The sequence below is a fragment of the Nocardioides aequoreus genome (genome assembly GCF_000720335.1).
Lineage (GTDB): Bacteria > Actinomycetota > Actinomycetes > Propionibacteriales > Nocardioidaceae > Marmoricola > Marmoricola aequoreus.
Genome location: NZ_JOJN01000019.1, coordinates 1 through 21,708, shown reverse-complemented (window position 1 = coordinate 21,708; position 21,708 = coordinate 1). Strand labels below are relative to the sequence as shown.

The following is a 21,708-nucleotide window of genomic DNA, read 5'->3' as shown; positions in this document are numbered from 1 at the left end:
GTCCAGAGGCTTGACGAGACGTACATCACAAGGCACCGTGCTCCGAGATGGAAGTCGTCTTCCGCATCGCGGAAGGCGCCTCTCGGCCAGAGCGACCCGACCCAGGAGCAGACCCGTGTCCGTGGAACTCATCTCGATCCTTGTACTGGTGGCGGTCTTCCTGATCGCCACCGTGCTGCCGGTCCACATGGGAGCGCTGGCGCTGGTCGCCGCGTTCCTCGTGGGCACCCAGGTCGTGGGGGAGGACGTCGACTGGGTCCTCGGAGGCTTCCCCGCCGACCTCTTCATGATCCTGGTCGGCGTCACCTACCTCTTCGCGCTGGCGAAGGACAACGGCACCGTCGACTGGCTGGTGGAGCAGGCGGTGCGGGGCGTCGGTGGCCGGGTGGCCCTGATCCCCTGGGTGATGTTCGCCGTCACCGGCCTGCTCACCTCGGTGGGCGCCGTCGTGCCCGCCGCGGTCGCGATCATCGCGCCGATGGGCATGGGCTTCGCCAAGCGCTACGAGATCCGCCCGCTGCTCATGGGCCTGATGGTGATCAACGGCGCCAGCGCCGGCGGCTTCTCCCCGCTGAGCATCTTCGGCTCGATCACCAACGGTGTCGTGGCCCGCAACGACATCCCCGGCAGCCCGCTGCTGCTCTTCCTGTCCTCGATGATCTTCAACATCATGCTCGGCCTGGTGGTCTTCTACCTCTTCGGCGGTCGCGACCTCATCGGCAAGCGCGACCTGGGCGACGGCGAGGTCTCCGACTCCCGTGCCGACGGCGGCACGCCGGCGGGCGGACCGGGCAACGCGGGCGGCACGGGCGGCGCCGGCACCCGGACCACGCGCGCCAGCACCACCTCGGTCCAGACGACCACGGTCACGGGCGGCACCTCCGGTGCGCCCACGACCACGCTCGACCGCAACCGGATCCTCACCCTGGTCGGCATCGCCGGCCTCGCGATCGCGGTGCTCTTCTTCGAGCAGGACGTGGGCTTCACCGCGATCACCGTCGCCGTGGTGCTCTCGCTCTTCTCCCCGAGCATCAGCAAGGGCGCCGTGAGCGCGATCGCGTGGCCGACCGTGCTGCTGATCTGCGGCATCGTCACCTACGTCTCGCTGATGGAGAACATCGGCACGATCGACTGGCTCGGTGAGGGCGTCGCCGGCATCGGGGCGCCGCTCCTGGCCGCGATCCTGATCTGCTACATCGGTGCCGTGGTGTCGGCCTTCGCCTCCACCACCGGCATCCTGGGAGCCCTCATCCCGCTGGCCGTGCCCTTCCTCATGGCGGGCGAGATCGGCCCGATCGGGCTGATCATCGCGCTGGCGATCTCCTCCTCGGTGGTCGACTCCAGCCCCTTCTCCACCAGCGGCGCGCTCGTTGTGGCCAACTCCCCGGAGGAGCAGCGCGACCAGGTCTTCAAGCAGCTGATGGTCTGGGGCTTCTCGATGGTCCTGATCGCCCCCATCGTCACCTGGGCGATCTTCGTCCTGCCCGGCTGGGGCTGAGCCCCGCCTCGGTCCTGGGGCCGGGCAGTCCCGTCCTGCCCGCGCCCTAGGATCGCCGGACAGCCAGGGGAGGGGAGGTGTCGGCATGGTGCAGGACGGCAACGGGCCCGGCGGCGTGCCCGACGCGCAGGCCGCGCAGGCCGAGCAGGCCGAGCAGGCGGAGCCGAGCGGGTCGGTGCGTGGCGCCAACGGCGTGCAGTCGGTGGTCCGGGCCTTCCGGCTGCTCGAGATCTTCGCGGCCAACCAGGGCGTGATGGGGCTCTCGGAGGTCGCCGCCCAGAGCGGGCTGCCGCTGCCCACCATCCACCGCGTCGTGCGCACCCTGGTCGACCTCGGCTACCTGCGGCAGGAGCCGTCGCGGCGCTACGCGCTCGGTCCGCGCCTGCTGTTGCTCGCCGACAGCACCTCCACGGTGCTCAGCTCCGTGGCGCTCCCGCACCTGCGCTCGCTCGTCGAGGCCCTCGGCGAGACCAGCAACCTGGCGGTGCTGGAGGGTGACGACATCGCCTACGTCGCCCAGGTGCCCGGCCGCCACTCGATGCGGATGTTCACCGAGGTCGGGCGGCGGGTCTCGCCGCACTGCACCGCCGTCGGCAAGTCCCTGCTCGCCCAGGTGAGCGACGCCGAGGCGCGGGCGCTGCTCGGCCGCATCGAGATGACCCGGCACACCGACCGCACCATCGTCGAGCCCGACGACTACCTCACCGAGCTGGCCGCTGTCCGCGAGCGCGGCTTCGCCCTCGACGAGGGGGAGCAGGAGGTCGGGGTCCGCTGCGTGGCCGTGGTGGTGCCGCACCCCACGGTGCGGCTCGCGATCTCGGTCTCCGGGCCGGCGCCGCGCATGACCGACGACCTGGTGGAGCGCGCCGTGCCCCTGCTCGACGAGGCCGCCCGGACGCTCGCCCACGACCTGACCTGACCTGACCGCCACACCGATCGGGAGGACCCGTGCACGTGAAGTCCGACGCAGGAGCGCTCCAGGGCGTCCGCGTGGTGGAGGTGGGCGTCTTCATGGCCGCGCCCTTCGCCGCGATGCACCTGGCCGACATGGGCGCCGACGTCGTCAAGGTGGAGGCGCCGGGCACCGGCGACCCGGCACGCGCCACCGGCCCCTTCGTCTCCGGCGAGGGCTCGGCCTTCCTGCGCCTCAACCGCAACAAGCGCTCGGTCGTGCTCGACCTGAAGCAGCCGGAGGGGCGCGAGGCCTTCCTCGCACTGGTCGACAGTGCCGACGTGCTCGTCGAGAACCTCCGGCCGGGCGCGCTGCGCCGGCTCGGCCTGGGTCCCGAGGAGCTGCGCGCCCGGCACCCCCGCCTCGTGCACGCCTCGGTCTCCGGCTGGGGCCAGGACGGCCCGCTGGCCGACCAGCCCGGCCTCGACATCATGGCGCAGGCGCGCGCGGGGCTGATGAGCATCACCGGTCACCCCGAGACCGGCCCGGCCAAGGTCGGCGTGCCCGTGTGCGACCTGGTCGCGGGCCTCTACGCCGCCCTCGGCATCGTGGCCGCGCTGCGTCGCCGCGACGTCACGGGCGAGGGCGACCAGCTCGACGTCTCGCTGCTCGAGGCCGGCGTCTCGCTGGCGGTCTGGGAGGCGGGCAGGTACTTCGCGACCGGCGAGGTCGGCTCGCCGCAGGGCACCGCGCACCAGAGCCAGGCGCCCTACCAGGCCGTGGTGACCAGCGACGGGCACGTGACCGTCGGCGCCAACACCCCCAAGACCTGGGAGGGCTTCTGCGCGGCGCTCGAGCGCCCCGACCTGCTCGCGGACCCCGGCTACGCCTCCGTCGCGCAGCGGTACCAGCGCCGCGAGCAGCTGCTGGCCGAGATCGAGCGGACGACGCGCACCCGCACCACCGACGACCTCGTCGCCGCCTGGACCGCCCACGGAGTGCCGTGCGCGCCGCTCTCGACCTACGACCAGGTCTTCGACGACCCGCACCTGGCGGCGCGCGACTTCTTCTGGGACGCCCCCGACGCCGACGGCACGCCCGTGCGGCAGATCGGCTCCCCGCTGCGCTTCGCCGAGGCGGCCGCCCAGCGGCGTACGGCGGGGCCCCGGCTCGGGGGCGACAGCCTCGAGGTGCTCGCCGAGCTGCTGGGCGAGGAGCGTGCAGCGGAGCTGCTCGCCGCGGGGGTGGCCCGATGACCGAGGAGCTGCTGCTCGACGTCGCCGACGGCGTGCTGACCGTGACCCTCAACCGCCCGGAGGCGCGCAACGCGCTCACCTGGGCGATGTACGACGGCCTCCGTGAGGCCTGCGAGCGCGTCGACGCCGACCCCGACCTGCGGGCGCTGGTGATCACCGGCGCCGGCGACCGTGCCTTCGCGGCGGGCACCGACATCCGCCAGTTCGCCGACTTCGCCACCGGGCAGGACGGGCTCGACTACGAGGCCCGCATCGCCGACGTGGTCGACCGGCTCGAGGCGGTGCAGGTCCCGACCGTGGCGGCGGTGCGCGGCTACTGCGTCGGCGGCGGGCTGGTGCTGGCCGCCGCCTGCGACCTGCGCCTCGCGACCCGCTCGGCACGCTTCGGCGCGCCCATCGCCGCCACGCTCGGCAACTGCCTCTCGGCCAACAGCCAGTCCTTCCTGCTGCTCCACCTGGGGCTGGCCCGCACCAACGACGTGCTGCTGCGCGCCCGGATGCTCGACGCCGACGGCGCGCTCGCGGCCGGCTTCGTCAACGAGGTCTGCGAGGAGGACGAGCTCGACGGCCTCGTGGCCGACACGACCGCCACGCTGCTCGCGCACGCGCCGCTGACCCTCTGGGCCACCAAGCAGCTCAACCGGCGGATGCGGCGGCAGCTGCTGGTCGACGACCACGACGTGGTCGCGCGCGCCTTCGGCAGCGACGACTTCCACCGCGCGGTCGCGGACTTCCCGCGTCGTGGGCCGGGGGAGTGGCGCGGGCACTGAGCCGTGGGTCCTACCCGTCCCGGCTCGCACGGCTGAGCAACGCGGCCAGCGGAGGGGGCTCCTCGCCCGGCGCGAGGGCGGTCACGAGCAACTCGGCGTAGCGGGCCTTGCGGCCGGACCCGGCGCCGAGGAAGCGGTGCAGCACGCGCTCGCGCGACCAGCCCTGCTGCGCCGGCATGCCGGCGAGCAGCCGCAGCGACCGGCCGTCTCCCTCGGCCTCGACCACGGCCTCGACCCGGTCGACACCGAGCGCGCGGATCAGCTCCGCCTCCAGGTCGGCCACGCACGCGAAGAACCCGTGGGCGGCCAGGTCGGTCGCCCCGGGCGCCGTGACGCCGGCGGCCGCGAGCCCGCGCCGTACGACGGCTGCCTCGGGGGCGTCGTACAGCCCGGCGAGCGGCAGGCCGTCGCCTCGCGGACCGAGGCGCAGCGCGAAGGCGCGCACGTTGGTGATGCCACCCATCGCGAGCACCCGTACGCCGTCGGAGGCGAGGTCGAGGCCGCGGCGACGTGCCAGCACCTCGACGGCGATCCGGTCGCTCTCGCCCTCGACCAGCACGGCGAGGCGGGCGTCCGGATCGGCAGCGGCCTGGCCGGTCACGGCGTGGTCTCAGCGCAGCGCGAGCGACCCCGAGACGTCGGGCTCCCACGGGAGTCCGGCCTGCGCCGCGATCTGCTGGTCGAGCGCGGCGGCGACGTCGTCGGGCCACGGGGCCGTGCGCCGGGTCTCCAGGTCGATGTGGAGGAAGATCTCCTCCATCACGAAGCTGAGCCGCTGGTGGGAGTCGTCGAGCAGGTAGACCAGCGCGTGGGCCGCACGCTCCGAGCGGCCCAGCAGCCGGACCCGCGACGACATCCGGGCCCCGGTGCGCAGCTCGGCGAGGTAGGTGAGGTGGTGCTCGGCGGAGAAGCAGGCGTGGCCCTGGAGCGGCCAGTTCTGGGGGATCCCCACCTCGGCGAGCGACTCGTCGAGGCCCTCGCTCGCGATGCCGGTGTAGTGCCGGACGTTGAGGTGGCCGTTGGCGTCCTCGAAGGGCACCGGTACGGGCTGTTCGGTGTAGGCGGGGAGCCCCACCAGCTGGTCGTAGGTGGGTCGGGTGACAGTCACGGGAGGTGACGCTACCGGCCCGCCGCGATCTCCTCGACCGCGCCGGTGTGGCTCGTCCGCCGGGCGACGTCGTAGGTCTCTGCGTCGGCGGCGGCCCGCTCCATCTCGGGGCCGGCGAGCGCCGAGCGCATCGAGGCGAGGTCGTCGAACCACAGCTCGGCCACCAGGTACGGCGTGCCCTCGTCGCCGCGAGGCCGCGAGAGCGTGACGCGACGTACGCCGGGGACCGCGTGCACCAGCGGCAGGTGCCGCTCGCGGTAGGCCGCCTCGAAGGCCGGGCTGTCGGCGGGCTCGAAGTACTGCACGGTGAGGCGGTGCATGAGGGGCATCCGGGCTCCTTGCCTGGGGGGCTGGGCTCGTGTCAAGGTATTACAGACCGAGCGGTCAGTAAACCGGTGACGAGGAGGCCCCCGTGACGGCAGTGGACACCGACGCCGGTCCCGACACCGGCCCCGACCCGGCGCTGCTCGCCCAGTTCGAGCGGGTGCTCGCGCGCAGCGACCGGATCGAGCCCCGCGACTGGATGCCGGAGCGCTACCGGGCCACGCTGGTGCGCCAGGTCGCGCAGCACGCCCACTCCGAGATCATCGGGATGCAGCCGGAGGGCAGCTGGCTCACTCGCGCCCCCTCGTTGCGCCGCAAGGCGATCCTGCTGGCCAAGGTGCAGGACGAGGCCGGCCACGGGCTCTACCTCTACTCCGCCTGCGAGACGCTCGGCGTCTCCCGCGAGGAGCTCACCCTCCGGCTGCTCGAGGGCCGGCAGAAGTACTCCTCGATCTTCAACTACCCCACGTTGTCCTACGCCGACGTCGGCACCATCGGGTGGCTCGTCGACGGCGCCGCGATCTGCAACCAGGTGCCGCTGTGCCGCACGTCGTACGGTCCCTACGGCCGCGCGATGGTGCGCATCTGCAAGGAGGAGTCCTTCCACCAGCGCCAGGGCTTCGAGCTGCTGATGACGATGAGGTCGGGCACCGAGGCTCAGCGGGCGATGGTGCAGGAGTCGGTCGACCGCTTCTGGTGGCCGTCGCTGATGATGTTCGGCCCGCCCGACGCCGAGTCGCCCAACACCGCGCAGTCGATGGCGTGGGGGATCAAGCGCAACACCAACGACGAGCTGCGGCAGCGCTTCGTCGACATGACCGTGCCGCAGGCGCAGGCCCTGGGCGTCACGCTGCCCGACCCGGACCTGCGGTGGAACGAGGAGCGCGGTCACCACGACTTCGGCCAGCCCGACTGGGAGGAGCTCGCCCAGGTGGTCCGCGGCAACGGCCCCTGCAACGCCCAGCGCCTCGCCCACCGGCAGCGGGCCCACGACGACGGCGCCTGGGTGCGCGAGGCCGCGACCGCCTTCGCCGCGCGCCGGTCCGGGGAGCCGTCCCTGTCGGTCGAGCCTGTCGAGACCCCGGGAGCGGACCGGTGAGCGCCGGTGAGTGGCCGCTGTACGAGGTCTTCGTGCGCGGCAAGCGCGGGCTCAACCACGTGCACGTCGGCTCGCTGCACGCGGCCGACGACGAGATGGCCGTGCACCACGCACGCGACGTCTACACCCGCCGCAACGAGGGCGTGAGCATCTGGGTGGTCCGGGCCGACGCCATCACGGCCTCGAGCCCCGACGAGAAGGACCCGCTCTTCGCGCCCGCCGGCGACAAGGTCTACCGGCACCCGACCTTCTACTCCGTCCCCGACGACGTCCCCCACCTATGAGCACCCCACCGGATTCTTCGCCTCCCCCGCTGCGCTCCTCCGACGAACAATCCGTCGGGGACCCCGTTCCCGACGGGCTGATGAGCCATAGCGCCCCCGACCCGAGCCGCGTCGAGGGCAGCGTCTACGACGGCCTGCTCGAGCACCACGACGTCGTCGGTGACGACGCGCGATGGGCCTTCGGGACCGCCTTCGAGGACCCGCTGGCGGGCGTCGACACCACCGTGCCCGACGACGTCGACGCCAGCGCGCTGGCGGCGTACTGCCTGATGCTGGGCGACGACGCGCTGGTCCTCTCGCACCGCCTCTCGGAGTGGTGCAGCCGCGCGCCCGACCTCGAGGACGACATCGCGCTGGCCAACATCGCCCTCGACCTGCTCGGCCAGGCGCGGCTGCTGCTCGCCCGCGCGGCCGCGGCCGATCCGAGCGTCGTGCCCCCGCTGCCGGAGGGCTCGCCGGTGCCCGCCGAGGACGCGCTCGCCTTCTTCCGCGACGCCGGAGAGCTGCGCAACGTGCGCCTGGCCGAGGTCGCCAACGGTGACTTCGCGCACACCGTCGTACGACTCCTGGTCCTGGCGACGGTGCGCCTCGCCGTGCTCGGCCGACTCGTCGGGAGCCGCGACCCGGTGCTCGCCGCGATCGCGGCCAAGGGCGTCAAGGAGGTGACCTACCACCGCGACTACGCCGGTCGCTGGTTCGTCACCCTCGCGCAGGGCACCGAGGAGTCGCGGCGCCGCCTGCTCGCGGCCGTGGCCGAGCTCTGGCCGCTCTGCGAGGAGCCGCTGCAGGTGCACGAGACCGAGCGGGCGATGGCTCGGGCCGGCGTCGGTGTCGACCCGGGCGAGGTGCGCGACGAGGTGGACGCGGTGCTCGGTCAGGTGCTCGCCGCCGGGGGTGTCGACCGCCCCGACGTGGCCGCGCTGGCCGGCGTGGGTGGCCGCACCGGCCGCCACGGGCTGCACACCGAGGCGCTGAGCCGGATGCTCGCCGAGATGCAGGTGGTGGCCCGCGCCCATCCCACGGGGAGGTGGTGAGCATGACCGCCACGGCACCCTCGTCACCGTCGACAGGCTCGGGACAGGCCCGGATCTGGGACCTCGCGAGCTCGGTCCCGGACCCTTCGACAGGCTCAGGACAGGCCCGGATCTGGGACCTCGCGAGCTCGGTCCCAGATCCGGAGATGCCGATGCTGACCCTCGCCGACCTCGGCGTTCTGCGCGGTGTCCGCGAGCACGACGGCCAGGTCGTCGTCACCATCACGCCGACCTACAGCGGCTGCCCGGCCCTGGCCACGATGCGCGACGACCTGGTGCACCGGCTGCGCGACGCGGGGTACGCCGCTCGGGTCGAGGTCGCGCTCAGCCCCGCCTGGTCGAGCGACTGGATCACCGAGCGGGGGCGCCGGGCGCTGCGCGACCACGGCCTCTCCGCTCCCGGGCCCGCGCCCCGTGCGCCCGCCGGGGGACCGGTGGCCCTCGACCTCGGTCCCACGCGGCGTCGGCTCAGCTGCCCGCGCTGCGAGGCAGCCGACGTCGCGCTGGTCTCCGAGTTCGGCCCCACGGCGTGCACGGCGATCTACCGCTGTAGGTCCTGCCTGGAGCCCTTCGAGCACGTGAAGGAGATCTGAGGTGACGACCGCCCCGACCGCGACCGGCACCCGCTCGGCCCGTGGTGCCTTCCACACGCTGGCCGTGGCCGACGTCGAGCGGCTCTGCGACGACGCGGTGGCGGTCACCTTCGACGTGCCGGCCGACCTGGTCGACGCCTACGCCTTCGCGCCGGGCCAGTCGCTGACGCTGCGGCGCACGGTCGGCGGACGGGAGGAGCGGCGCTCCTACTCCATCTGCGCCCCGGCGGGCGCTGCGCCGCGCATCGGCGTCCGCGAGATCCCCGACGGCGTCTTCTCGCGCTGGCTGGTGCACGAGGTGCGTCCCGGCGACCTCGTCGACGTCCAGGTGCCCAGCGGTCGCTTCACCGCCGACCCGTCGGCCGGCGGGCGGCACCTCTGCCTCGCCGCGGGCTCCGGGATCACCCCGATGCTCTCCATCGCGAGCTCGCTGCTCGCCGGAGGCGACGCGGAGGTGGCGCTGGTCTACGGCAACCGGACCAGCCGGTCGGTGATGTTCGCCGAGGAGCTCGGCGACCTGAAGAACGCCCACGGTCCGCGGCTGCAGCTGGTGCACGTGCTCTCCCGCGAGCCGCGCGACGTCGAGCTCTTCTCCGGACGTCTCGACGCCGACCGGATCCGGCGCATCCTGGCGGCGCTGCTGCCGGTCGAGCGCTTCGACTACGTCTGGCTGTGCGGACCCTTCGCGATGACCAGCGACGCGCGCGCCGTGCTCGCCGAGCTGGGTGTCCCGCCGGAGCGTGTGCATGTCGAGCTCTTCCACGTCGACGAGCCGCCACCCGACCTGCACCGCGCCGCGCCCGCTGGCACCGGCGCGACCACCGACGTGACCGTGGTCCTCGACGGGCTGTCGTCCAGCGCCGCCATGCCGCAGGACCACACGGTCCTCGACTCCGCGCAGGCGACGCGGGCCGACCTCCCCTTCGCGTGCAAGGGCGGCGTCTGCGGCACCTGCCGGGCCAAGGTCACCCAGGGCGAGGTCGAGATGCGACGCAACTACGCCCTCGAGGCCGCCGAGGTGGCCGACGGCTTCGTGCTGACCTGCCAGTCCTACCCGCGCGGCGACCGGGTGAGCATCGACTTCGACGCCTGACGCCGCCGCGCATGCGGGTGGGGCCGGCGGGCACACCCCACCGGTGCCCACCTCGCGCGAGACCGCCCACCACGACGTCGTCGTCCTGGGAGGCGGCAACGCCGGGATCGCCGTGGCGGCGCACCTGCGCCGCGCGGGTGTCGACGACGTCGTCGTGGTCGAGCCGCGCGGGGAGCACCGCTACCGACCGCTGCTGTCGTACGTCGCCGCGGGGCGGGCTCCGACGGGAGCCGTCACGCGGCCGCAGCGGCGGGTGACGCCCCGCGGTGTCGCCTGGCGCCGCGACGAGGCGGTGGCGGTCGACGCCGCGGCCGGCGCCGTGCGCCTCGCGGGCGGCGGTGGGCTGACCTACCGGGACCTGGTGGTCGCGGTGGGCACCCGGCCCGACTGGGACGCCTGGCCGGGGACGCGGGCGGCGTACGACGACGGCCTCGCCGCCTCCAGCTACCTCGACGAGTCGGCGGCGTACGCGTGGGAGCGGCTGCGCTCGATCGAGCACGGCACCGTCGTCTTCACGCTCCCGCCACCCCCGACCTCCTGCGGGCCGACCGCCCTGAAGCCGCTGCTCATGGCGTGCGACCACTGGCGCCGCCGCGGCGTCCTGGGGGCCGTGCGCCCCGTGCTGGTCACCGCCCAGCACCCGACCGGGGTCGGCACGCTCGATCCGCACGTCGGCGACGCGCTGGCCGACTATGGGGTCGAGGTCCTGCCGGGCGAGTCGCGCCTGGAGATCGACGCGCCGGCCCGCCGCCTGGTCGTGGGGGAGCGTGCCTTCGAGGTCGCCTTCGTGCACCTGGTGCCGCCGTACCGCGGGCACGACCTGGTGCTCGCCAGTGGACTGCAGGGCGACGGCACCCTCGTCGACAACGACCCGCACACCCTGCGGCACCGCGCCCACCCCCACGTGTGGGCGCTGGGCGACTGCGCCAGCACGCTCAACCTGCGCACTCGGGCGCCGCCCTGCGCGCGCAGGCGCCGCTGCTCGCGGCCAACCTCCTCGCGGCGCGGGCGGGTGGTGAGCTGCAGCGGGACGAGGGCTACTCCGCGGCGCCGGTCACGGTCTCGCGCGACCGGCTGTGCTTCGCGGAGTTCGGGCCGGACGGATCGCCGGAGCCCTCGGTGCCGTACGTCGACCTCGTCCGCCCGCGCCGCTCGACCTGGCTCTTCGACCGTCACGTGCTGCCGCAGCTCTACTGGCACGGCATCCTGCGCGGCCGCCTCTGACCGGCGCCGCAGGAGGGCTTCGCGACGGTGGAGGCGGGCCGGCCGCGGGGCCATGATGGGTCGATGGCCGTCATCGAGCTGCGTGACATCGTCAAGACCTTCGGTCACGTCCGCGCGCTCGACGGCCTCGACCTCGCCGTCGAGCAGGGCGAGGTGCACGGGTTCCTCGGCCCCAACGGCGCCGGCAAGTCCACCGCCATCCGGGTCCTTCTCGGCCTGCTCGCGTCCGACTCCGGGACCGCCCGGATGCTCGGTGGCGACCCGTGGCGCGACGCCGCCGACCTGCACCGCCGGCTCGCCTACGTGCCGGGCGACGTCGCCCTGTGGCCCAACCTGACCGGTGGCGAGGTGATCGACGTGCTCGGGCGGATGCGCGGCGGGCTCGACGAGCGGCTGCGTGCGGAGATGCTCGAGCGCTTCGAGCTCGATCCGCGCAAGCGGGCGCGCACCTACTCCAAGGGCAACCGGCAGAAGGTCGCCCTCGTCGCGGCGCTGTCGAGCCGGGCGGAGCTCTACCTGCTCGACGAGCCGACCTCCGGGCTCGACCCGCTGATGGAGGTGGAGTTCCAGCGCGCCGTGCAGGAGCTGAAGGGTCGCGGGGCCACGGTGCTGCTCAGCTCCCACATCCTGGCCGAGGCCGAGGCGCTCTCCGACCGGATCAGCATCATCCGGGGTGGGCGCGTGGTGCAGAGCGGCACGCTGGCCGAGCTGCGCCACCTGACCAGGACGACGGTGGTCGCCGAAACCGCCGCGTCGCCCGACCGGCTGGGCGAGGTCGAGGGTGTCCACGATCCTCGCGTCGTCGACGGGCGGGTCAGCTTCGACGTCGACTCCGACCACCTCGACGGCGTCGTCAGGGCGCTCGCCGACCTCGGGGTGCTGTCGCTGACGGCGCACCCACCGACCCTGGAGGAGCTCTTCCTCCGGCAGTACGGCGACGCGTCGACGTCATGAGCAGCGCCTTCACCGGCACCGTCCACCAGCTCCGCCTCGTCCTGCGGCGCGACCGGGTCCGGCTGCCGCTCTGGGTGGTCGGGCTCGGCGGCCTGATCGCCCTCAGCGCCCTCGCCGTGCCCCCGATCTACGACACGCCCGAGAAGGTCGCGGGCTACGCGCGCACCGTCGGCGCCAGTCCGGTGAGCTACCTGATGTCCGGACGGCAGGTCGCCATCGACACCCTCGGCGGCATCGTGGCCAACGAGATCTCGCAGGTGGCCCAGCTGGGCGTCTGCCTGATGGTGATGTTCCTCGTCGTCCGGCACACCCGGGCCGAGGAGGAGAGCGGGCGGGCCGAGATGCTGCGCTCGACGGTGCTCGGCCGGCACGCAGCCACGCTCGCCGCACTGCTCCACGCGGTCGCCGCTGTCGTGCTGATCGGTCTCCTCACGACGGTCTCGATGCTGGCAGCCGGCCTCGACGGTCTGGGGAGCGCGACGTACGGCGTGGGGCTGGCCCTGCTGGGGCTCTGCTACGCCGCGGTGAGTCTGGTCGCGGCGCAGCTCTCGGCGTCCGCGCGCGGTGCCCTCGGCATCGCCGGTGCTGCCGTCGCCGCGGGCTACCTCGTGCGCGGCGTCGGTGCGATGCAGGACAGCGTCCTGGTGTGGGCCTCGCCCTTCGGGTGGGCCCAGCGGATGGACGCCTTCGGCGACGAGCAGGGGTGGCCCGCGCTGCTGCTGCTCGCGCTGACCGCCCTGCTGCTCGGCCTGGCGGGCTGGCTCACGGCCCACCGCGACTTCGGCGGCGGCCTGCTGCAGGCGCGCCCCGGTCCGACACGCGCCGTACACCGCCTCGGCACCCCGGTCGGGCTGGTCCTGCGCCTGCAGCGCGGCCTGATGCTCGGCTGGGCCGTCGGTCTGGCCGCCCTGGGGCTTCTCTACGGGGCGCTGGTCCCCACGATCCCGGACCTGGTCGCCTCCAACCCCGACATCGCCGGCTTCATCGGCGCCTCGCCCGACGCCGAGCAGGCGCTCGTCGACGCCTTCCTGCGCTACGTCTTCGTCCTCATGGCCGTGATCTCGACCGGGTTCGCCGTCGGCTCGGTGCTCCGCCTGGTCGCCGACGAGGAGGCGGGCCGCGCCGAGGTCGTGCTGGCGACCGCCGTGTCCCGGTGGGCCTGGCTCGGTGCCACCGTCCTGGTGTCCGCCGCCGGGGCGCTGCTGATCGCGTCGCTGATGGGACTCGGGCTCGCCGCCGGCTACGGGCTCGGCACGGGGGAGTGGGACCAGGTGGTGGCGCAGGTCGCCGGCCAGCTCAGCTACCTCCCCGCCGTGCTCGTCGTCGCAGGGCTCGCCGTCGCGGTGTGCGGCCTCGTGCCGCGCTGGTCGGGGCTGGCCTGGGCGGGGGTGGCCTTCGTCCTCGTCCAGGTCGTGCTGGGCGAGGTCCTCCGCCTGCCGGGCTGGATCGACGCGCTCTCGCCCTTCTGGCACCTCCCGGCGCTGCCGGTGGAGGGCTTCGCCCCGTGGCCCGCTCTCGTCCAGCTCGCCCTGGCTGCGGCCCTGGTGCTGCTGGGGCTGTGGGGCTACCGGAGGCGTGACGTCGTCACGTCGTGACCGACCGCCTGCCGGCTCCGGTCCGCGAGGTCCGAGCGCGCCGGGCCCCGCGCCGCAGCTCGACGCGGCACTCGTGGCGGTAGACCGCTCCGTTCATCTGGTAGCGGTTGCGGGGCGAGTCGACGAAGTGGCGACGGATCCGCTCGTCCTCGCGGGCGATCGAGGCGCGCATCGCGGCGGCGTCCGGGAGGGCGTAGGCACCGGTGAGGTGGGCGGTGACCAGACGTGCCTGGGACTCGAAGAGGGGGAGGAAGCCCCACCCGACCGCCTGCAGCAGACCCACGAAGTAGAGCGACGGGTGGTCGGGGTGGAAGATCCGCCGGTGCAGCGGCACCCGGTTGTCCACCGCCGAGAAGACCTCCGGGTCGAGGAACGGCGTGGTGGTGCGGAAGCCGGTGCAGTGGATGATCTCGTCCACCTCCTCGCGGCTGCCGTCGACGAACTCGACGACGTGGCCCGCCAACCGCGCCACCTGCGGACGGACCCTGACGCGACCTCGCGCGACGAGCTCGGGCAGCGCGGCCGACACCGTGGGGAGCGCCGCGCCGAAGTGGTGGTCCGGCCGCGGCAGTCCCGAGCGGGTGGGTGGGCCCACCACGGCGCGGTAGTAGGCGGTGAGCAACGGCCCGGCGACGGCGTGGGGCAGGTAGGCGTTGACGAGGAAGCCGAGCCACGCCGGCATCGCGCGGTCGATGCGGAGCCCCCGCGCCCGTTGGGGGAGCACGTAGCCACCGCGCCGCACCGCGAGCACCGTGTCGGACGCGACCTGGCTGACGTCGACGGCGATCTGGCTCCCGCTGTTGCCGAAGCCCACCACGAGCACCCGCCGGCCGGCGTACGGCTCCCTGGTGCGGTAGTCGCGGGAGTGTCGCTGACCGCCCTCGAAGTGACCGGGGAAGTTGGGCAGCAGGGGCTCGTCGTGGTGCCCGTTGGCCACGACGACGGCGTCGAAGCGTCGGCGCTCCCCGGAGTCGAGCGTGACGTGCCAGGAGCCGTCGCCGGCCGGGACGACACGGGTGACCGCGGTGCCGAAGCGGATCCGGTCGCGGATGCCGAAGTGGTCGACCGCGCCGTCGAAGTAGCTGCCGACCTGCGCCGCGGTCGGGAAGTCCGGGTAGGAGCGCGGCATCGGGTGGCCGCGCAGCTCGAACCAGCCCCGCGGGCTGTTGAGGCTCAGGCTCGGCCAGGCGTGGGTGAGGCCGGGGGTGTCGTGGGTCGACCACACCCCACCGGGACCAGGGCGCTGCTCGAAGCCGACCCAGTCGACGCCCGCCCGCGTGAGCTCGACGCCTGCCGCGAGTCCCGCCGGCCCGGCCCCGACCACGCAGACCTCCGCCGTACGCCGTGGGGCGCGGTCGTCGTCGAGCAGGTGGTCGCCCATGCCGAGGGAGGCTAGCCCTCCTCGGAGTCGGCGTCTTCAGTGGAAACACCGAGGACCCGGCGCGGCGGCCGGGTGTCGTGGGGCAGGAGCTCGGCGCGCAGGTACGTCGCGACCGTCGGCGATGCCGTCAGGTCGAGTGCTGTCCGGGCGCTCGCAGCGGCCGTCGGCGCTCCCAGGTCGCGCTCGCAGTGGGCGCGCAGCACCCAGTAGGGCTGGTAGCCCTCGACCGCACCCTCGGGCAGCTCGCGCAGCAGGTCGAGCGCGACGGCCGAGCCGCGGACCTCCCGGTGGGCGGCGGCGCGCGCGACCAGCGCGCCCACCGACGGGGCGAGCCGCACCAGCCCGTCGTACAGCCGGCTGACCGCCTCCCAGTCGGTCCGGCCCGTGGCGGCGCGGAAGTTGTGCACCGACTGGATGGCGGCCTGGAGCTGGTAGGGCTCCGGGGGTCCGAGCGCCAGCGCGGCCGCGAGGTGCTCCTCGGCCTCCTCGATCCGCGGTCGCGACCACGCGGTGACATCCTGTGACGCCAGCGGCACGTAGCTGCCGTCAGGTGCCCGGCGGGCCTCCGACCGGGGGGAGGAGTGGAGCAGCAGGGCGAGCAGTCCCCGGCATGCGGGCTCTCCCGGGAGCAGCTCGACCAGCAGCCGTGCCAGCCGCACGGCCTCCTCGACCAGGTGGGCGCGTCCCGGGTCCAGGCCGTCGGCGTCGTCCCACCCCGTGCCGTACTCGCGTAGACCGCGTCGAGCACCGCGTCGAGCCGAGCCGGCAGCTCGTCGGGGCCGGGCACCCGGAAGGGGATCCCGGCATCCTTGATCTTGGCCTTGGCCCGCACGAGCCGCTGACCCATGGTGGCGGGCGCGACCAGGAAGGCCTCGGAGATGCGAGCGGCGTCGAGCCCCAGGACCGCCTGCAGGATCAGGGGGCTGCGCACCTGCTCGGCCACGGCTGGGTGGGCGCAGGCGAACATCAGCCGCAGCCGGTCGTCCGGCACCGTGCCCGGGGGGGTGGTCCCGCTCCAGGCGCTCCTCCATCACCCGCGCGATCTCGGGCAGCGCGCGCGACGCGGTGTCCCGTCGTCGCGCGGCGTCGATGAGGTTGCGGCGGGCGGCGGTGACCAGCCACGACTCGGGCCGGGAGGGGACGCCGCGCTCGGGCCAGGTCCGCAGCGCCGCCACGAGGGCGTCGCCCAGCGCGTCCTCGGCGGCGGCCAGGTCGCCCGTGACCGAGGCGAGGTAGGCGACCAGGCGCCCGTACGACGTGCGGGCGACCTCCTCCACGGTGCGGGCGACCGACGCGGCCTGCTCCACGCGGCTCGCACCCACGCGGCGGCGGCACCAGCGGGCGCACCTCGACCGAGGCGTACTCCGCCGAGGGGCAGCGCTCCGCCCAGGCCAGGGCCGTGTCGAGGTCGGGCACCTCGACGACGAAGTAGCCGCCCAGCTGCTCCTTGGTCTCGGCGTACGGGCCGTCCTGCACGAGACGTCGTCCGTCACGCACACGCAGCGTGGTCGCCGTCCACGGAGGCTGGAGCCCGCCGGCGCCCTGCAGGACACCGGCCTCGGTCAGCGCCGCGAGGTAGCCGCTCCACGAGCTCCAGTACGCCGCGCTGCGCTCGGGGTGCTCCCGCGCCTCGAAGGCCGACTCGTCCTCGGCGGCCAGGATGAGGAACTGCATGATGACCTCCTGCTCGTCCGGGCCGCATGCCTCGCGGGCTGCGGCCCCGCGTCTCCTGTCGTGCTGCAGACGTGCCCGACCCCGCCGCTTCGACATCGAGCATCCCTCGCGCCCCTGCTTCGTCGGAAGAGCTGCCGGTGGATGTCGAAGTGGCCGCCCGTCCCACGTCTGCGTGACGAGACCGGGTCCCCGGTCACGACCACCACCAGCACCGAGGAGTCCGACATGACCACCACGCAGACCACCACGCAGGTCACCACCCCGACGACCACTCCGACCACCACCCTGACCGTCCAGCTCGCCGTCAGGGCCACCCCCGAGCAGGTGTGGGGGGCGCTCACCGACGGTGCCGTCACCCCGGCCTACTACCTGGGCTTCGAGGCGCACTACGGCGACCTGAGCGTCGGCGAGAGCTACGCCTACACCGCCGGCGGGGGCGACATGATCACCGGCGAGGTGCTCGAGTCACAGCCCGGCCGCAGGCTCCGGGCCACCTTCGAGGGCCACTGGGCACCCGACGTCGCCGCGCTGCCCACCTCGGTGGTGACCTTCAGCATCGTCGAGCCCCCCATGCCGATGCCGGGGGTCATCTTCCTGTCCTGCGTGCACGAGGGCCTCCCCGAGGGCGAGACCGCCCGCCAGCTCGAGCTCGGGTGGGTCGCGATCCTCTCCGGGCTGAAGACCCTCCTCGAGACGGGTGCCCCGATGATCGGGCCGCCCGCCTGAGCGCACGCCGCGCACGCCGGCGCCGCCACGGAGGGGCCACCGGCGTCCTCGCTGCTACCGCGACGTGGGCGTGAGCAGCTCCACGGAGGCCTCACGGCAGCAGCCGCGGACGTCGTCGTCGGCGGCGTCGACGACCAGCGTCCAGGCGCTGGGCATCCGGGTCCAGGAGGGGGCCGAGGCGCCGATCTTGCTGGCGTCGGCGAGCACGACGGTCCGTCGGGCGGCGCCCGCGACCTGCTCCTTCAGCAGCGTCTCCTCCAGGGTCGGCTCGCCGACCCCACGGGCGGGGTCGACGGCGTCGGCGCCGAGGAAGGCGATGTCGAAGGACATCCGCTCCAGCGCCAGCGAGGCCAGCGGACCGACCAGCCCGTGGCTCATCCGACGCATCCGGCCGCCGAGGAGCTCGAGGTCGACGTGCTCGACGTCCGCGAGCTCGACGGCTGTCTCGAGGCCGCGGGTGACCACGGTGAGCGGACCGAGGTCGGCGTCGGTGGCGATCAGCCGGGCGAGCGCCCCGCAGGTCGTCCCCGCGTCGAGGAAGACGCGCCCCCCGGTCGGCACGAGAGGTCGGGCCAGCCGGGCGATGGCTCGCTTGGCGTCGGTGGAGACCTGCGCGCTGTCGCCGACGGACCGCTCGTGGAAGGGCACCATCGCGCCGCCGTAGGTGCGCGCGACCTCGCCGTCACGACCGAGCCGGGCGAGGTCGCGCCGCACGGTCGACACCGACACCCCGGTCTCGGCCGCGAGGTCCTCGACCGCCGTGACGCCCTCGCGCACCAGCCGGACGAGCGCGGCGTGCCGCGCCCGGGTGCCGGCGCGGGCACGGGTGGGCGTCTCGCTCATGTCACGAACCGTAGGCGCTGCGCATCCGCGGCACGAAGGGCGCGTAGTCGACCGCCGCGAGGTACGCCGAGCGCATCGTGCCGTGGTCGGCCTTCCCGGTGCCCGCGATGTCGAAGGCGGTGCCGTGGTCGACCGAGGTGCGCAGGATCGGCAGGCCCACGGTGACCGAGATGGTGCCGTCGAAGTCGAAGGTCTTCGCGGCGATGTGGCCCTGGTCGGGGTACTGCGAGAGCACCCCCTCGAAGCGGCCCTCGAGGCCGTGGTGGAAGACCGAGTCGGCCGGGATCGGGCCGTGCACGGGCAGTCCCTCGGCGCGCAGCTCCTCGCAGGCCGGGATGATCTCGTCGAGCTCCTCGCGACCGAAGGCGCCGTTCTCCCCGCCGTGCGGGTTGACCGCGGCGACGGCGAGCGTGGGCGAGTCGACGCCGTAGACCTCGAGCGCCTGCAGCGCGCGCCGGATCGAGTCGACCTGCCTGTCGCGGGTCAGCTGGTCGAGCGCCTTGCGCAGCGAGAGGTGGCGGGTGGCGAAGAAGATCCGCAGGTGGTGGTCGGGCTGCTGCCGCGACCGGACGACGAACATCGTGTCCTGCTTGGTGACGCCGGTCAGCTCGCCGAGCATCTCGGTGTGGCCGAGGTGCTCGCTGCCGCTGGCCCAGATCGCCTCCTTGTTGATCGGCCCGGTCACGACCCCGTCGACGTCGCCGGCCATCGCCGCCCTGGTCGCGGTCTCGATGGCGACGACCGCGGCCCTGCCGGCCTGCTTGTCGACGTGACCCCAGGCGGGCTCGCTGTCGCCGAGCACGCCGATGTCGAGCACGTCGATCACCCCCTCGCCCGCGGCCGGCGTGTCCCAGCCGGTCACCTCGCGGACCTCGACGTCGAGGCCGGTGGCGGCCACGGCACGGCGCACGGCGACGGTGTCACCGACCGCGATGCCGTGGTGGTCGTCGGTGCCGGCGTACTCCGCGAGCGTGCGGACGGTGATCTCGGGGCCGATGCCGACGGGGTCGCCGACGGTCAGGGCGAGGACGGGGGTGGTGCGGCTCATCGTGGTCTCCTCGGGTTGGACTGGTGCAGGACTGGATCAGTGGGTGCGGGCGGGTGCGACGTGGCGGCGACGGGCCTGGGCCGACTGCTCCAGGAACTCCAGGCACGCGACGGCGGTCTCGTCGTCGCCGACCAGGCCGCCCTTTCGAGTGGGTCGTCCAGGGGCGTCGACGCGACGTGCTGAGAGGTGGTTCCAGTCGAGCACTAGGACACCGGCTACAGGCATGGCGATAGGTCAGGAACGGCGTCGCTCCCTACGCAGGAGGGAGCGCAGAGTCTCGGCGTTCGCGTAGCCGACCCGTAGCGCGATCTCGGCGGAGGTGAGGTCCGTGGTTGCAGAGAGGTGCCGAGCTCGTTCGATGCGAAGCCGTTGGACGAAGCCGAGCGGAGTGAGGTTGAGCGCCGCACGGACTCGTCGTTCGAGGGTGCGCCGGCTGGTGCCGAGCGACTGCGCGACGAAGGCGACGTTGAACGGTTCGTCCAGGCGGGCGCGCACGAAGCGGTCGAACTCGACGACGATCGGGTCCTCGTGCCGGAGATGTTCGTAGGCGACGAAGGCCGCCTGCGACGGGCGCTCGTCGATGATGAGGAGCTTGGCGACATGTTGGGCCAGGTCGGGGCTGATCGATCGCACGAGTGAGAGCGCGAGGTCGATGTGGGCGAACGCGGCGCCGGCGGTGACGAGGTTCCCGTCGACCACGACCATGGTGTCGAGATCGAGGGCGACGGTCGGATAGCGCTTCAGGAACTCCGGCCCCAGGAACCAGCTGGTCGTCGCCCGCCGATGATGCATCCGTCCGGTCTCGGCGACAGCGAACACGCCGGTGCACGCCGCGGCGATCCGGGTGGTCGCCTCGTCGAGGCGCCCGAGCGAGGCGATGACCGAACGAGCATCTCGGCTCTGGAGGGCGTCGTTGGTAGCGGCGGCCGTGAGGGTTCCAAGCGCAGGGACGACGACCACGTCGAACTCTGCGGACTCCGACAGCGGGTGGTCCACCGACAGGGTCATCGATGCCGTCGTGGTCACTCGCCGTTTCGGTCCGAGGATGGCGAGTTCGATCGGGTCGATCCGCGGGTCGACATCGCCGCGGGCTCCGTCGGCCACCCGCACGATGTCGATGACCGACGCGACAGCCGAACCGAAGCAGCCGTCGATCGCGATGAGTCCGATACGCATGGCGCGAACAATAGCAATACTGCCGTATACGCCACTCCCCACCGGCCCTCGCTCGTCATACGCTGAACTCGCTTCACCAAGAAACCTCGACACCTAGGAGAACCCCTCATGTCCACACCCGCATCACTTCCGTATGCCTTCGTCGCCAAGATCGTCGCGGCCGATGGACAGCACGACGCGCTGGCCGATCTGCTCGCCGGCGCTGTCGCGCTCGCCAACGAAGAAGTAGGAACGATTGTCTGGTTCGCGGTCAGGACCCACGCCGACACCTTCTGGATCTTCGATGCATTCCCCGACGAGGCCGCTCGCGACGCCCACGCCAACGGCGCCATCGTCGCAGCCCTGATGGCCAACCAGCACCTCCTCGGCGCAGCACCCGAGATCCTGGCGGCCGACGTCCTCGCGTCCAAGCTCCCGTAGTCCGCCAACGCACGAGACGATCGCGCCCCGCCGAGCCGTCGCCAGGTCGCGACGCAACGCCACGCTGCGTTGCCGAGTGGTGCGAGGCCTATCGGCACACGGACAGGATGCCGGCCGCGAGCGCTCAGCCGGCGAGGGGTCCGTCGCAGAGGAGAGCGACGTCGGTGTCGGGCAGAGCCGTGAGGCCAGCGCATCGCGCGACCACCAGAACCGAACCGCCCCTGCCCTGCGTTTCCGCAGGTCAGGGGCTGTTCGCCGGAGCCGACTGTCGGAATCGAACCGACGACCTAATCACGTCGGCTTTGCGTCTATCGCTTGATGCGCCCACTGGGCGAACGAGCCGCTGACCTGCGCAAACGCCGAGCGTGGGGGACGCCGCCATCCGGTGGTGACCGACGACGACCGACCAGTACCGACCGTTTCACCGGAGCTTGCGGTGGCGTCGAAGCCGAGCAAGCTCCATTCCTTTAGCTCACCGCGCCCTCCTCCTCGCCGGTCCCGTCGTCGTCGAAGACGTTTCAGGGGTCTTCTCAGATGACGGTGTAGGTCGGCCGGGCGCGTCGGTCCGCAGATAGACGTCGAGGTCTCCCGACGACGGAGGGGTCTGCTGCACGGATAGGTGACATCTTGACCTGACCTACATCCTGGGTTCCAGATTTGGTGGCTAACTGACGGCCTTCACGAAAGGCTGAGAGCCATGCCTCGTCCCTATCCGC

23 protein-coding genes and 2 pseudogenes are annotated in these 21,708 nt (G+C 73.3%); 15 read left to right on the top strand and 10 right to left on the bottom strand.

What is annotated here, in order from left to right; genetic code table 11:
* Positions 1-115: 115 nt before the first annotated feature.
* The 4 genes from IG63_RS0119365 (at position 116) to IG63_RS0119350 (ending at position 4,416) form a co-directional block, all read left to right on the top strand.
* Positions 116-1,498, top strand: a complete 1,383-nt coding sequence (locus IG63_RS0119365) for an SLC13 family permease (protein ID WP_030485988.1) — start codon at positions 116-118, stop codon at positions 1,496-1,498.
* An 85-nt stretch (positions 1,499-1,583) separates the two neighbouring features.
* Positions 1,584-2,417, top strand: coding sequence for an IclR family transcriptional regulator (locus IG63_RS0119360; RefSeq protein WP_084597353.1), 834 nt, complete (start codon positions 1,584-1,586; stop codon positions 2,415-2,417).
* Between the two features lie 35 nt (positions 2,418-2,452).
* Positions 2,453-3,646 (top strand): CaiB/BaiF CoA transferase family protein, encoded by a 1,194-nt coding sequence (locus IG63_RS0119355; protein WP_030485986.1) that lies wholly within the window; start codon positions 2,453-2,455, stop codon positions 3,644-3,646.
* A complete protein-coding gene (locus IG63_RS0119350; RefSeq protein WP_030485985.1) occupies positions 3,643-4,416 on the top strand; it encodes an enoyl-CoA hydratase in 774 nt (257 codons plus the stop codon). The genes IG63_RS0119355 and IG63_RS0119350 overlap by 4 nt, the downstream gene beginning before the upstream one ends.
* 10 nt (positions 4,417-4,426) lie before the next feature.
* Here IG63_RS0119350 and IG63_RS0119345 read toward each other — a convergent pair whose 3' ends face one another.
* The 3 genes from IG63_RS0119345 to IG63_RS0119335 are packed head-to-tail and all read right to left on the bottom strand — an operon-like array spanning position 4,427 to position 5,853.
* Complete coding sequence (locus IG63_RS0119345) at positions 4,427-5,017, bottom strand: TOPRIM nucleotidyl transferase/hydrolase domain-containing protein (RefSeq protein WP_030485984.1); 591 nt, start codon at positions 5,015-5,017, stop codon at positions 4,427-4,429.
* A 9-nt stretch (positions 5,018-5,026) separates the two neighbouring features.
* The gene (locus tag IG63_RS0119340) at positions 5,027-5,524 is read right to left on the bottom strand and encodes a thioesterase family protein (RefSeq protein ID WP_051707284.1); all 498 of its coding nucleotides are present in this window, start codon (positions 5,522-5,524) and stop codon (positions 5,027-5,029) included.
* A gap of 11 nt (positions 5,525-5,535) precedes the next feature.
* The gene (locus IG63_RS0119335) at positions 5,536-5,853 is read right to left on the bottom strand and encodes an EthD family reductase (protein ID WP_051707282.1); all 318 of its coding nucleotides are present in this window, start codon (positions 5,851-5,853) and stop codon (positions 5,536-5,538) included.
* Positions 5,854-5,936: 83 nt separating this feature from the next.
* Between IG63_RS0119335 and paaA the strand changes: the two genes are divergently transcribed.
* The 9 genes and pseudogenes from paaA to IG63_RS0119295 all read left to right on the top strand — a co-directional run bounded on the left by paaA (position 5,937) and on the right by IG63_RS0119295 (position 13,724).
* Positions 5,937-6,947 carry a 1,2-phenylacetyl-CoA epoxidase subunit PaaA gene (paaA, locus tag IG63_RS0119330; protein WP_051707280.1) on the top strand — a complete coding sequence of 337 codons (1,011 nt, stop codon included), beginning with the start codon at positions 5,937-5,939 and terminating at the stop codon, positions 6,945-6,947.
* Positions 6,944-7,231 carry a 1,2-phenylacetyl-CoA epoxidase subunit PaaB gene (gene paaB / locus IG63_RS0119325; RefSeq protein ID WP_030485980.1) on the top strand — a complete coding sequence of 96 codons (288 nt, stop codon included), beginning with the start codon at positions 6,944-6,946 and terminating at the stop codon, positions 7,229-7,231. Before paaA ends, paaB begins: the two co-directional genes overlap by 4 nt.
* Before the next feature lie 80 nt (positions 7,232-7,311).
* Positions 7,312-8,265 carry a 1,2-phenylacetyl-CoA epoxidase subunit PaaC gene (gene paaC / locus IG63_RS0119320; protein WP_051707279.1) on the top strand — a complete coding sequence of 318 codons (954 nt, stop codon included), beginning with the start codon at positions 7,312-7,314 and terminating at the stop codon, positions 8,263-8,265.
* Positions 8,266-8,318: 53 nt separating this feature from the next.
* Positions 8,319-8,858: a 1,2-phenylacetyl-CoA epoxidase subunit PaaD gene (gene paaD / locus IG63_RS0119315; protein ID WP_425411801.1), complete on the top strand. Its 540-nt coding sequence runs from the start codon at positions 8,319-8,321 to the stop codon at positions 8,856-8,858.
* Between the two features lies 1 nt (position 8,859).
* Positions 8,860-9,951 carry a 1,2-phenylacetyl-CoA epoxidase subunit PaaE gene (paaE, locus tag IG63_RS0119310; protein WP_030485977.1) on the top strand — a complete coding sequence of 364 codons (1,092 nt, stop codon included), beginning with the start codon at positions 8,860-8,862 and terminating at the stop codon, positions 9,949-9,951.
* A 43-nt stretch (positions 9,952-9,994) separates the two neighbouring features.
* Positions 9,995-10,345: pseudogene (locus IG63_RS24025) on the top strand (FAD-dependent oxidoreductase); the annotation flags it as partial.
* A 512-nt stretch (positions 10,346-10,857) separates the two neighbouring features.
* Complete coding sequence (locus IG63_RS23405) at positions 10,858-11,175, top strand: hypothetical protein (protein ID WP_051707273.1); 318 nt, start codon at positions 10,858-10,860, stop codon at positions 11,173-11,175.
* A 63-nt stretch (positions 11,176-11,238) separates the two neighbouring features.
* Entirely contained in the window at positions 11,239-12,129 is an 891-nt protein-coding gene (locus IG63_RS0119300; protein ID WP_030485976.1) for an ABC transporter ATP-binding protein, read from the top strand.
* Positions 12,126-13,724, top strand: coding sequence for an ABC transporter permease (locus IG63_RS0119295; protein WP_030485975.1), 1,599 nt, complete (start codon positions 12,126-12,128; stop codon positions 13,722-13,724). The genes IG63_RS0119300 and IG63_RS0119295 overlap by 4 nt, the downstream gene beginning before the upstream one ends.
* On the opposite strand, the gene IG63_RS0119290 is transcribed toward IG63_RS0119295, so the two are convergent.
* The 3 genes and pseudogenes from IG63_RS0119290 to IG63_RS24020 all read right to left on the bottom strand — a co-directional run.
* Positions 13,714-15,105: a flavin-containing monooxygenase gene (locus tag IG63_RS0119290; RefSeq protein ID WP_051707270.1), complete on the bottom strand. Its 1,392-nt coding sequence runs from the start codon at positions 15,103-15,105 to the stop codon at positions 13,714-13,716. The genes IG63_RS0119295 and IG63_RS0119290 overlap by 11 nt on opposite strands.
* An 11-nt stretch (positions 15,106-15,116) precedes the next feature.
* Positions 15,117-16,382 (bottom strand): DUF6596 domain-containing protein, encoded by a 1,266-nt coding sequence (locus IG63_RS23935; RefSeq protein ID WP_425411800.1) that lies wholly within the window; start codon positions 16,380-16,382, stop codon positions 15,117-15,119.
* A gap of 67 nt (positions 16,383-16,449) precedes the next feature.
* Positions 16,450-16,779, bottom strand: a pseudogene (locus IG63_RS24020) (YciI family protein); the annotation flags it as partial.
* Positions 16,780-17,004: 225 nt separating this feature from the next.
* On the opposite strand from IG63_RS24020, the gene IG63_RS0119280 reads away from it, so the two are divergent.
* Entirely contained in the window at positions 17,005-17,505 is a 501-nt protein-coding gene (locus tag IG63_RS0119280; RefSeq protein ID WP_169741835.1) for an SRPBCC domain-containing protein, read from the top strand.
* 54 nt (positions 17,506-17,559) lie between these two features.
* Here the strand turns inward: IG63_RS0119280 and IG63_RS0119275 are convergent, their stop codons facing one another.
* The 4 genes from IG63_RS0119275 to IG63_RS0119260 are packed head-to-tail and all read right to left on the bottom strand — an operon-like array spanning position 17,560 to position 20,572.
* Entirely contained in the window at positions 17,560-18,348 is a 789-nt protein-coding gene (locus IG63_RS0119275) for a DeoR/GlpR family DNA-binding transcription regulator (RefSeq protein WP_030485972.1), read from the bottom strand.
* 1 nt (position 18,349) lies between these two features.
* Positions 18,350-19,396 (bottom strand): 4-hydroxythreonine-4-phosphate dehydrogenase PdxA, encoded by a 1,047-nt coding sequence (gene pdxA, locus IG63_RS0119270; RefSeq protein WP_030485971.1) that lies wholly within the window; start codon positions 19,394-19,396, stop codon positions 18,350-18,352.
* 36 nt (positions 19,397-19,432) lie between these two features.
* On the bottom strand, positions 19,433-19,621 hold the full coding sequence (locus tag IG63_RS22385; protein ID WP_084597348.1) for a hypothetical protein: 189 nt from the start codon (positions 19,619-19,621) through the stop codon (positions 19,433-19,435).
* Positions 19,622-19,630: 9 nt separating this feature from the next.
* A complete protein-coding gene (locus IG63_RS0119260; RefSeq protein WP_030485970.1) occupies positions 19,631-20,572 on the bottom strand; it encodes a GlxA family transcriptional regulator in 942 nt (313 codons plus the stop codon).
* A gap of 108 nt (positions 20,573-20,680) precedes the next feature.
* On the opposite strand from IG63_RS0119260, the gene IG63_RS0119255 reads away from it, so the two are divergent.
* Complete coding sequence (locus tag IG63_RS0119255) at positions 20,681-20,992, top strand: putative quinol monooxygenase (protein ID WP_003941073.1); 312 nt, start codon at positions 20,681-20,683, stop codon at positions 20,990-20,992.
* The last annotated feature ends 716 nt before the right edge of the window (positions 20,993-21,708 follow it).